The 12,169-nt window shown below is 53.8% G+C and carries 7 protein-coding genes; 1 reads left to right on the forward strand and 6 read right to left on the reverse strand.

Translation table 11 applies throughout. The features are described 5' to 3' along the window. Positions 1–100: 100 nt before the first annotated feature. From BMW31_RS04885 to BMW31_RS04910, 6 genes are all read right to left on the reverse strand, one after another. Positions 101–1,075: a FecR family protein gene (locus BMW31_RS04885; protein ID WP_091821901.1), complete on the reverse strand. Its 975-nt coding sequence runs from the start codon at positions 1,073–1,075 to the stop codon at positions 101–103. A gap of 59 nt (positions 1,076–1,134) precedes the next feature. Further along, entirely contained in the window at positions 1,135–1,701 is a 567-nt protein-coding gene (locus BMW31_RS04890; protein ID WP_091821902.1) for an RNA polymerase sigma factor, read from the reverse strand. A gap of 147 nt (positions 1,702–1,848) precedes the next feature. Then, positions 1,849–3,402, reverse strand: a complete 1,554-nt coding sequence (locus BMW31_RS04895) for a sulfatase family protein (protein ID WP_091822121.1) — start codon at positions 3,400–3,402, stop codon at positions 1,849–1,851. Positions 3,403–3,857: 455 nt separating this feature from the next. Further along, complete coding sequence (locus tag BMW31_RS04900; RefSeq protein ID WP_091821903.1) at positions 3,858–5,483, reverse strand: RagB/SusD family nutrient uptake outer membrane protein; 1,626 nt, start codon at positions 5,481–5,483, stop codon at positions 3,858–3,860. 38 nt (positions 5,484–5,521) lie between these two features. Then, positions 5,522–8,725: a SusC/RagA family TonB-linked outer membrane protein gene (locus tag BMW31_RS04905; protein WP_091821904.1), complete on the reverse strand. Its 3,204-nt coding sequence runs from the start codon at positions 8,723–8,725 to the stop codon at positions 5,522–5,524. A gap of 469 nt (positions 8,726–9,194) precedes the next feature. Continuing rightward, a complete protein-coding gene (locus BMW31_RS04910) occupies positions 9,195–11,417 on the reverse strand; it encodes a GH92 family glycosyl hydrolase (RefSeq protein WP_091821905.1) in 2,223 nt (740 codons plus the stop codon). A gap of 572 nt (positions 11,418–11,989) precedes the next feature. Between BMW31_RS04910 and BMW31_RS13405 the strand changes: the two genes are divergently transcribed. Continuing rightward, positions 11,990–12,145, forward strand: coding sequence for a hypothetical protein (locus BMW31_RS13405; protein ID WP_177166273.1), 156 nt, complete (start codon positions 11,990–11,992; stop codon positions 12,143–12,145). Positions 12,146–12,169 lie beyond the last annotated feature (24 nt).

Below are 12,169 nucleotides of genomic sequence, written 5' to 3' on the forward strand. Positions count from 1 at the left end.
AAAGGTTGGTTAGTATTTCTCTGATTTATAGGTATAGACAACCCGACGGGGCAAAAGTACCGAAGAAAATGCAGGTTTCCGACAAAAAAAACGATGGCTGCTATCTGGCAGTCATCGTTACGTATTGCCCGCTTTGGGTGTGCTTGAGGTGGAACGACTCGCTGATAATGACCAGCGCCTCGTGCAGATTGTCGGTCGGAAGCGTGCCCGTGAAGTTGCCCATCCGGTCCTTGTCTTTCACCACGAAGCGCACTCCGTACACGTTCTGCAGCCGGGCCAGCACGCTTGCCAGCGGCACATCGGTAAACACCAGTTGGCTGGTCTGCCAGGCTCTCACGTCGGCTATGTCCGTATCGGCATTCACCCTGATTTTGCCCGTGGCATAGTCGAGCACGGCGGTCTGCCCGGGCAGGAGCTGAACATGCTCGTGGGTGAGCAGCGAGGTGAACTCTACGTGGCCCTCCTCGAGCGTGAGTTCGGCCGATTTCATCGTGTTGCGGGCCGAGAGGTTGAACTTGGTGCCCAGCACCTTTACCTCCAGCCTGTCGGCTGATATGATGAAGGGGCAGTCTTTGTTCTTACTTACAGTGAAGTAGGCCTCGCCCCCGAAGCTGATGCGCCGTTCGCTCTTGCTGTACAGCTTGGGTGTGTAAACCAGCCGCGAGTCGTAGTTCAGCATGGCTGTAGTGCCGTCGGGCAGGGTTACGGTGGCTTTTTCGCCCTTGCCGGTGTTAAAGGTTATGACATCCGAACCCAGCTTGCTGTTCTCCTTATATAAATAAAGAGTAGAGAACAGCAGCAGGGGCAGCAGCACTGCAGCCGCTATCTTGAAGTACCTGAAGAACACAAAAGCGGCATGGCCGCGTGTGGCGGCAATCCTGTCTTCTATGTTATCCTTCATGCGCTCCACGGTTTCGCCGCTCACGCTGCCGTCGGGTATCTGTCCGTCCATCCAGTGCCGGCGGAGCGAAGCGCCCAAGTCCTCGTCGTTCATTGCGTTCACCTCGTCTTTCAGTTGTACGAGTTCGGCGCGCGTAAGGTTGTTATCTCTATATCGTTGTTCCAGATTATCCATTTGCCTGTTGTTTACTTGTATTGACACTCCGTACCGTCAAAAAGTACCGCCGGCCCCTGTTAATTTAATAAAAACAGCAGTTCCAGCAGCGGCGACACGTAACCTAACTTCTCTCTGAGCGCCTTCAGCCCGAGCGAGAGCTGGTTCTTGACCGTTTGCTCGCTCAGGTTCAGCTCCCGGGCTATGTCCTTGTTGCCCATGCCCTCCATGCGCGAGAGCTGCACCACCCGCTGTTGGGTGGCCGGCAGGGTACGTAGCACCCTGTGCAGGCGGGCCACAAACTCGTCGTACTCTACCTGCAGGGCCGCATCCTCGCTGCCGGCGCTGTTCTGGAAGTCGACAAATTCCTCGTATTCCGGCGAGTTGAGCCGGCGACGGTAGGCGTTGATGACCAGATGGCGCGACATGATGAAGAGCAGCGACTTGAGGCTTTCCTCCTGCCGGATGCTCTTGCGCAACGTCCACAGCCGTACGAACACATCCTCCACTATCTCCTCGGCGTCCTCTGCCTGCTTGCAGTATTGCAGGCAGTAGGCGTACAGACGCTTGGCATACAGGCGGTAGATGCTGTCAAAGGCACGGTGGGAGCCTGCTTTAAGGTCGCTGATGAGTTGTTTCTCCGGCATTCAAAAAAAGTGTATCTTCGGCATATACGTATGCAAAGATACACTTTTTATTCTTTCGCGGCACACTTCTTCCGCTTTATTTCGCCTGCCCCAGCCAAACTGCCAGTGGGCAACCCGGGCCCTAACTGCTACCTCCGGCCGGCCGGCTCAGGGCTGCTTGGCGCGTTCGCTGCGCAGTATCTCCTGCATTTCATGCACTACCGAAGGATTCTGAGGCGCCACGTTGTCCTTCTCGTAGGGCTCTTTGGCCATGTCGTAGAGCTGGGGCAAGGGGCTGTTGCCGGTCTCTATCTTCGGCCCCCACGTAATCATGGCGGGGCCGTTGTTAGGTTCGATGTACTTCCACCGCGGTGTACGGACGGAGAGGACATGCGCATTGGACTGCTCGATGACGTATTGGCGGCCCCCGCCCTCGCGCCCCAGCAGGGCCTCCAGACAGCTGGTGCCGTCGGGATTGGCGTTTCGCGGAACCACGGCATGGATGAGCGAGCCGAACGACGACATGAAGTCTATCTGGCTGATGAGTGCATGAGACTCCTGCCCGCCCCTTATCTGCGCGGGCCAACGCACGATGAGCGGAACCGCCGTGCCACCTTCGAAGGCGCTGTACTTGTTTCCGCGCAGCGGCCCTGCAGGCTTGTGGCCCTGCAGCAGCTCCTCGGCGCGGTCTGCGTAGCCGTCGTCAACAACGGGGCCGTTGTCGCTCGTCAGCACCACCAGCGTGTTATCGGCCAGCCCCAAACGGTCGAGTGTCTCCATGATGCGCCCTACCGACCAGTCGAACTGCACGATGGCGTCGCCCCGCAGGCCCATGACGTTGTGCCCGCGGAAGCGTTCGTGCGGGAAGCGGGGCACGTGGATGTCATTTGTGGCAAAGTAGAGGAAGAACGGCTGCTGCCGGTTGGCCTCGATGAAGCGCACGGCATGGGCCACGATGGAGTCGGCTATGTTCTCGTCCTTCCACAAGGCGCGCCCTCCCCCCTTCATGTAGCCGATGCGACTGATGCCGTTCACGATGGCCATGTCGTGCCCGTGGCTGGGCTTGAGGTTGTAAAGCAGCTCCGGGTTGGCCTTTCCGGTGGGCTCGCCCGCGAAGTTCTGTCTGTAACTGACCTGTATGGGAGCCTGCGGGTCGTAGTTGGCAACGGCGCCGTTCTCTATGAACACGCACGGCACACGGTCGGCCGTGGCGGCCATGATGTATGAGTAATCGAACCCCAGGTCGCCCAGAGCGGCCGGCAGCGGGGCGTTCCAGTCCTGCTCTCCCGTCTTGTCGCCCAGCCCCAGGTGCCATTTGCCCACGGCGGCGGTGGCATATCCGCGGCTCTTGAACATGTCGGCCAGGGTGTATTGCTCCGGTCTGATAATCATGCCCGCATCGCCCGCGGCAATGTCTGTGTCCTTCCGCCGCCACGGGTACTGCCCCGTGAGCAGGCCGTAGCGCGAGGGCGTGCTCGTGGCAGCTGCCGCATGGCAGTCGGTAAAGCGTATGCCGCCCGCGGCCAGGCGGTTCACGTTCGGCGTTGCTACATTCCGGGCGCCGTAGCACTGCAGGTCGCCGTAGCCCACGTCGTCAGCCAGTATGACGATTACATTGGGTCTCCCGCCGTCCTCCAGCTTGCCCCCGGCGGCTTGTGCAGCCATAGCCTGGCTCACGGCAGGTGCCAGAATGGCGGACAATAGCAATTCTTTCTGTTTCATATACTTTTTGTTGTTCATGCTCTTAGCTGTCGCGTAGGTTCGGGTTAAAGTGCCGTTGAGTTGCTTTGATGGCATTCAGAAAAAGTGTATCTTCGGCATTCACGCATGCAAAGATACACTTTTTCCGTCGTTGCCACCCACTTCTTCCGCTTTATTTCGCCAGCACCGCCCAAACAGCCTGTGGCAGGGCGTTGCGAAAGAGGTGGCGTTCAAGGCCTTTGAAGGATAGCTTCAAGGCCCTTGAAGGATGCCTTCAGGCGCCTTGAAGCATATATCCGCCGCGGCAGGGGGTGCCTGTTTACGCTTTCACAAACATTTTTTGGGCCTGCTGCAAAGTTGAGAGGCATGAGTATGGAAGCCATTTTCTCAATAGCAAACAGTACAGATACAAGAAAGGACTATGACGATTGCTCGTCATAGTCCTTTCTTATATTAAGCTAACAACCTGTTAGAGGTTATTGCCAACCAGGGTTCTGGTGGCCTTGGAGCTCTGGGTTACGCTGCATCTCATCCAGTGGGATGGGCCACAAGAGGGCGTACTCGGGAATGGCACCCTGCTTAATGACGCCGTCGGGTTTGTTTTGGATGCGCGCTGATGACAACGCTACCCAATTCAAATTGCCTGAGTGTACGCCAGCAGCTTCGGGGTACAAGTGGGTCCGACGGATATCATCCCAGACCTTGAACTCAAGTGGGAACTCGTGCAAACGTTCTGTCAGGATGGCTTGAATCAAGTCGTTGCCAGTTGCGGTCACGTCGGCCAGACCTGCGCGTTTACGCACTTGGTTCAGATAGAGCTTGGCTTCAGCCTCGTTGCCCGTGCGGGCCAGACCCTCTGCAGCAATGAGGAGAATCTCTGAATAGCGGATAGTCGGTACGTTGTAGTCACCATCCTTACCGTTCTTCAGGCCGGCCTCATCAAACCACATCCAGCATCCCCAGTTGTTCAACGTATGGCTCATGCCAGTTTCATCAGTGTATTCCTTGAAAAAGAACTGCTTTTCGTGTCCGCGGATATCAGCAGGCGCATAGCTCTCCAGAATCATATCGCACGGCAGATAGGCGTTGTACAGCACGTCGCCACCCGGATGGAACACGCCTTTATTGTTGGCATCCTTCCACTGAAAGGCATCAGCACCAATGGAACGGCAGCCATACGAGTTGCCTACATTGAAGTCCGTGTTGTTGTACTCCTTAGCATAGATAATCTCGGAAGAGCTTTTGGTAGTCTTGATTACATTGAACGCCGAGTTCAAGTCATCGGTGCTTCCGCCTGCCTGCTCCAGATGGTGAACGCCGCCTGTAATGACCTGCTTAGCCATATCTGCTGCTTTCTGGTAGTACTCGTTACCTCCATTAACCGGAGCGCCTGCCCATTGGAGATAAACTTGGGCCAACAGAGATTGAGCCATTGGCTTTGTAACCCGACAACCATTGTTATAGAAAGTCTTGTTCGGGAGGGCGTTGCCGCTTGTTATATCCAACAAGTCCTTTTCTATCTTTGCATAAACCTCTGCTGACGGTGTACGTGGCACTGCCATGTTTTCCGGCGACATGTATGGATCGGCTATATAAGGAACATCGCCGAACTCCTTCACCAGATAGAAATATGCATACGCACGGAAGAACTTGCCTTGAGCAACATAATTATCCATTATCTCTTGACTCAGCACACCTTCCATTTTAGGGATGTTGGCAATAACAAAGTTGGCGCGGGATATGCCTTTATAGAACTCATGCCATAGCTTCATGGCAGGAGAATCGAAAGCCTCAACTGTGAAGGTGCATCCTTCTGAAGCTGTTGTAAACGTTCTGTCCTTGCGCTTGTCGATATAAAGGCCTGACATGATGCCGCCCCACATGGTAGCCTTAGGAGTCCATCCGCCGTCAACATCAGTGTTATTCAGATAAGGAACACCACCGAAGTATAGGGCCGACACAGCAGATTCTGCATCCTCCGCGGTCTTCCAGAACTGGTCTGCAGTTTTCTCATCAAGGGGTTTCTCCTCAAGGAAATCATTACAGGAAGTAAGGGTTGCCATGAGTGCACCTAACATGAATATGTATTTGAGCTTTTTCATATTTGTCTTATTAACTAATTGAACATGTGAATAATCCATCAGAATGTCACGTTGACACCCAGAGTGAATGTTCTTGGACGTGGGTAGGAGAAGAACTGGCGGTTAGTGCCCCACTTGTTAGAGCCCAAACGTGTTGAGTTATCCGGGTCGTATCCAAGATAGTCGCTGGCTGTAACAAGGAACAGGTTGTTAAGGTTTGCGTAAACGCGCAGTGCTGAAAGGCCGAGCTTACCGACAATGTTCTTGTCGAACGTGTACCCTAACTGAATCAAGTTACAGCGCAAGTAGGAGCCATTGGCAACCCAATCATCATCTGCGGCGTTATTCGCTCCCTGTCCAAAGTTGTTCAAGCGGATAGCCTGCTCATGACCATTTGGATTCAAAGTAGGATGCCAAGCCTCTGTATAGAGACGGTCCAAGCCGTTTGTCAAGAAGCGGGCAACCGTTGAGTGGTAGTATTCCTGCATGATATCTGCGCCAAGTGAGAACTGGAAATCAATTGTCAGATCAAAGCCTTTGTAGCTGAAGGTGTTGATGAACGAGCCCATCCAGTCAGGCAGACCGTTGCCTATAATCTGGCGGTTCTTGTAAGTAACCTTCTCGCCAACCGTTGACGGGATGTTCATAGTTGCCGCATCCCAGTTTGCAGGGTTGCCATCATAGATGCCGGCACGCTTGTAACCATAGAAAGTTGACAGGGGTTCGCCCTCACGGATCAGCATGTCATAGCCTACGAAGCCATCGAGTGTGATTTGTCTTTTGCCCGATATGGGGTCAACTGACGAGCTCTCGTCCAGCTTCTCCACTTTGTTTTTATTGAAGCCCATATTCAACGTCGACTTCCACTCAAAGTCCTTGGTCTGGATAGGATAAGCAGTAACCAGCAGGTCGATACCCTGGTTGGACACTGCTCCTACGTTATCCATGATGGAGGAGTAACCTGTTGACTCCGGAACAGGGCGGTTCAGAAGCAGGTCTGATGTGTACTTGCGGTAGTAGGACACGTCAAAGTTCAACCGGTTCTGGAATAAGCCGAGCTCGAAACCAAGGTCCCACTGGAATGTCTTTTCCCATTTCAGCAATGGGTTGGGCATGTTGTCAAGGTAAGAAACCACGTGCAGGGCATCGCCGATGATGGTGTTTGACTGGCTCACGGTTGCCAGAGAGCCGAACGTACCTATCTCCGAGTTTCCTGTAAGGCCGAACGAAGTGTGCAACTTCAACCTGCTTACAGCCTTGTTGTCGCGCAGAAACGGCTCGTTCGAAACTACCCAGCCCAAGCCTAATGAGGGGAAGAAGGCGTACTTGTTATCAGCACCGAACTTGGAAGAACCATCGTAACGGCCGGTAACGGTTGCCAGATAGGTGTCATTATAGTTGTAGGCAACACGAAGGAAGTAAGAGTTCATGGTCCACTTATCCCAATCGCTCCCAACACTTGGTCTGTTGGTGCCCGATCCTAAGTTGTAGAATCCGTAGAAGTCGTCAACAAACTTGCTGTCGCTCATTCCGGAGTAGTCGTACTTGGACCCTTGCCATGACATACCGGCCATGGCATTGATATGATGCTTACCGAAGTCCTTCAAATAAGTCAGGTAGGTTTCCTCCTGCCAGTAGAACCTGTCGGAGTTACTTGTGCTGGCAGCACCCTCTGAACTCTGGTTGATGAGCGGCCGCGGTGTGAACGGAGTATAGCTCTTGTCGCGTGAGCGGCTGTAATCAATACCGTACTGTGTCTTTAAATCCAGGCCTTTTGCCAGATGGAAAGTGAAGGCGGCATTGCCGAATATCTGGGTACGGTAGTTCATAGCATACATTCTTTCGAGCAACTCGACAGGGTTTCCAACCCCTTCCGGGCTGTAGCCCTGCGTTCCCTTGCTTGGGTCATTCTGGTTGTTCAGGATGGCCGTTGTAAGTACATCGTTGGTTTGTGCATAGTGCCCGTCAATCATGACAGGCAGGAAGGGCAGCTGCTCTATCATTGTACGCAAGGCTCCCTGTCCGTAAGGGTTATCAGATGTACGGTTGCCCCATGTATGGTTCACCATGAGGTTTAAGGAAGTAGAGAGCCACTTGGTAGGTTTGTCATCGTAAGACACCTTTGCATTCAGGCGTTTGAAGTAGGAGTTCTTCAATATACCTTCCTGGTCAGTATAGTTAACAAAAGCTCCAACGGAATAATCCTTGCCACTGCGCATGATGCTTAGCTGGTGGTTATGAGACACGGCGGTACGAGAAGCCTCATCCTGCCAGTCGGTGTCGTAGATTGGTACGCCGTTCTTGAACAGGCGAGAGTCTGTGAATATCTGCGACAAGTCGGTTGTGAAGTTCTTTCCCTGCCAGGCATTCGCATTCTCGAGCCCTTGCTTGAAAGCTGTCATCCACTCGCTGGCGTTCATGACATCCATCTTGCGAGCCATTGTGCTAACAGAAACCGAGCCGTCGTAAGCCACGTGCACGCCCTCACCCGCATTGCCCCGCCGGGTTGTAACCATCACAACGCCGTTGGCACCACGGGCACCGTAGATGGCTGCTGATGAGGCATCCTTCAGCACCTCGATAGACTCAATGTCGTTAGGGTTCAGCAAATCAATGCTCGACATCACCACTCCATCTACCACATACAGCGGGTTGGCAGACGCGTTGATGGTTGAGATACCGCGGATGATTACTCGCATTTCGCCTCCAGGCTGCCCGGTGTTGTTGAAAATGTTCACACCGGCGGCCTTGCCTTTCAGGCCTTCCAGGGCGTTAAAGCCCTGTTGCTTGATAATTTCGTCTCCTTTTGTGGTGGCGATAGAACCGGTCAGGTCCGACTTACGCATGGTTCCGTAGCCCACAACCACCACTTCGTCGAGCATTTCCTGGTCTTCATTCAGCACTATGCGTAAGTTCGAACCATTTACACGTACCTCCTGATTGGTGAAACCTACATAAGAGATTTGTATCAGCTCGCCCTGCTTGGCGCTTACTGATACCTTTCCGTCAATGTCCGTTACGCCACCGGTTTTGGTGGATTTAACGACCACGCTGGCACCCACTACCGGTTCGCCAGCCTTATCGACAACAGTCACAACAACATTCCCAACATTCTGCTGGGCCGAAGCTACGCTCTTTGCCGAATGTAAACCTACATTATCAGCTGCATTCACCGGAACGGCGAACCAAGACAATGCAAATACGGAGCAGACAAGGAGCGAGCGTTCCGTTGCTGTAGATAACTTTCTTTGCTTTTTAATCATAGTTGTAGTCAAAGTTATTAGTGAATAGATGAATTGGTTTATTCATTTCCAGAGCTGACAGTTGCCTTCAACCGCCAGCAACACTTTTGTTTTAAGGGTATAATCAAGATTTCGCAACCGGCCAGGCCGGTTGTCTTATTGACAAAATAAATAACTATTTGGTGTTTAGAGATTGATATTACCGTGAGCGGGGTTTAACTTGTGCATACTTAATCCTACCTCTGTGTATTCTCTCTTTCCGCAAACGGTAAGTTTATTCATTATATTTAAGTCTGTGTCGGTTCACTTTTTCTTCCGTTGCCACCCACTTCTTCCGCTTTATTTCGCCAGCACCGCCCAAACTGCCTGTGGCTGGGCGCTGCGAAAGAGGTGGTGTTCAAGGCGGCTGAAGGATAGCTTCAAGGCCCTTGAAGGATGCCTTCAGGCGCCTTGAAGCATATATCCGCCGCGGCAGGGGGTGCCGAAGGGCTTATTTGCCCATGGTGAACTCCAGCGTTCCGCCGTTCATGATGTCGGAATGCAGGATGTAGTTACGGGTGTACTTGCGGCCGTTCAGCTTGACGGACTTCACATAGCAGTCGTCGGCTCCCTTGCGGTTGGTCTTGATGGTGAAGGTTTTTCCGCCCGGCAGGCTTATCTCCACGCGCCTAAGCTGTGGCGAGCCGAAGCTGTAAACGCCGTTGGCAGGGTCTACGGGGTAGAAGCCCATGCTGCTCAGCACGTACCAGCTGGACATCTGGCCGCAGTCCTCGTTGCCCGAGTAGCCGTCGATGCGGTTCTTGTACTGCTCGTTCATTACCTTGTTGGCATAGAACTGCGCCTTCTTCTCGGCGCCGGCCCAGTTGTAGAGGTAGATGCAGTGGTGGCTCGGTTCGTTGCCGTGGGCGTACTGACCGATGAAACCGGAGGCGTTGCCGTTCTTGGTTGCGCTCTGGTCGGTGGCGTAGGTAAAGAAGCGGTCGAGCTCTTTCTCGAAGTTCTTCTTGCCGCCGAAGAGGCTCACCAGGTCGGGCACGTCCTGCGGAACGTACCAGCGGTACTGCCAGGCGTTGGCCTCGGTGTAGGGGTTTCCGCCGTTTCCGCCGTACTGCAGGGGGTCGAAGGGCTCCATCCATTTGCCGTCGCTGGTCTTTGCACGGAAGAACTTGGTCTGCGGGTCGAAGAGGTTGCGGTAGCTGCGGGAGCGGTTGAGGAAGAACTCATAGTCCTCTTGCCGGCCCAGCTCCTTGGCCAGACGGGCCACGCAGGCGTCATCGTAGGCCTCTTCGAGGGTGATGGAGACCGACTGGCTCTGCAGGTCTTCCGGATAATAGCCGTACTTTTCGAGCACTCTCCAGGGCGAGTTCATGTGCTCACGCAGCGAAGTTGCCTTCACGGCCTCGAACACCTTGCGGGCATCTACGCCCGGTATGTGTTTCAGGGCGGCGTCAACCATCACCGGGATGGCGTGGTTGCCAATCATGCAGTAGTTGTCCGTGCCCCACAACTGCCAGATGGGCAGGTATCCGTAGGTATCATACTGGCGCAGCATGCTGTTAACCATGCCGGCAATGCGGTCTTGCTTCAGGATTGTGTACATGGGGTGGCAGGAGCGGTAGGTATCCCAGAGCGAGAAAGTGCTGTAGTGCGTGTCGCCTTCAGGTAGCTGTCCGGTGGTGTAGTCGGCGTACATGAACTGGCCGTTCACATCGCTGATGGTGTTGGGTTGTATGTAGGCGTGGTAGAGTCCGGTGTAGAAGATGGCCTTCTGGTCATCAGTGCCGTCAATGCGGACGTTGGACAGTTCCTTCTCCCATGCCTTTACGGCCTGGGCATGGATGCCGTCAAAGTCCCACCCCGTGTTTTCCTGCATGTTTGCCTTGGCGTTCTCGTAGCTCACGGGCGACAGGGCAACCTTGACCATCAGCGGCTCCGTGCTGGGTTCAAAGCTCAACAGGGCCTTCACGTTGCGGCCGTTGGCCCAGTCGCCGTCGCGGAAGATGAAGTGGTAAGCCTTGAATATCTTGTCCTTAACGGGACGGTTGAACTTGGCGTAGAAGTACACCTTGCGGTACCGCTGCCACCCGTCGAGGTAGCGATAGCCCTCGAGCGTGTAGGCATCGAGCAGCCTTATCTGGGCGTCGAATATCTTCTTGCGGCCTTTCTCCTTGTCGACCGAGTGGTTGAGGTCGAACACCAGGTTGTTTGCCTTGCCCGCAGGGAAGGTGTAACGGTGCATGCCGGTGCGGGTGGTAGCGGTGAGTTCGGCCTGCACTCCGCTCTCGTCGAGCTTCACGCAGTAGTAACCTACGCTGGCTTTCTCGTTCCGGTGCGAGAATGGTGAGCTGAAGTCCTCTGTTCGGGTGAGCTCGTCGAGACTGCGCGAGGTAGGCATCACGAGCACGTCTACTAAGTCGGCACAGCCCGTACCGCTAAGGTGAGTGTGGCTGAAGCCGTAGATGCGGTTCTCGTTATAGCTGTAGCCGGAGGGGCAGTAGCCATTGGGAGCATCGTGGGTGTCGGGGCTCAGCTGCACCATACCAAAGGGCATGGTGGCTCCGGGGAACGTGTTGCCCATGAGGCTGTTCTCATCCACGGCTCCCGTACCGATAAAGGGGTTCACGTACTGGGTTACTCCGTCGCCCTGCTGGGCCTGCACTTGCGCGGCCAGTAGCAACGCTGTAACCAATGTCATCATTTTTTTTGTTTTCATGTTACTGTTGTGTTGGTGTTTGATAGGACTGGTATACAGTTGCAAAGATATAAAAAACATGTTACAACGGGTAGCCTTTGGCAAGTTTTTTTTGCTCAGGCAGCGCTTCAGGTGCATTTTTACAACTTTGGCAGTGCCGGCGGGCGGCTGTTTACGGGGGCACGTTCCGCGCGGCCGGCCGGTAGCAGAAACCGGGCTGCAGCCGTTAGGGCAGGGCCTGAAAGTTCTCCTACGGGTCTAAAGAACAGTGCCCCGGCAGTGCCGAAGGCAGCATTCGGGAACTTTCGACACTTGTCGCACGATTATGCGACAGGTGTCACACAATTGTTTGACACCTGTCGAAAGTTCCTGCTTATATCCGGAAAGCCCGCCGGCAACGGCCTGGCGGAAGGCAAACCGCTGGTTACAAGACGCTAAAAACTGATTTTTTACATTTTAAAACAATAACAACAACCGTTAAAAATCTTAAACTTTCAGGGCCTAACAGACCAACTTGTCAAATTCTTTTGTGGATTTGCAACGCCTATTTGATTAGTGGGCAGAGAGTTAAAATTATCAATTATAAAAGCCAAATGAAAATTAAAAAGTTTTATGTGGCTCCGTGCACCGACACTATTCAAGTGTTCACGGAGAATTTGTTGGCGCCCCTGTCAACGCAAAATGGAGGAAACGCCCAAGATGAATTCATGGATGAAAATGATGACGAGGAAGCTCCTTTCGGTTTTTAACAGCAAAATCAAGTTACAAAAGAT

Source organism: Prevotella sp. kh1p2 (genome assembly GCF_900111525.1).
Lineage (GTDB): Bacteria > Bacteroidota > Bacteroidia > Bacteroidales > Bacteroidaceae > Prevotella.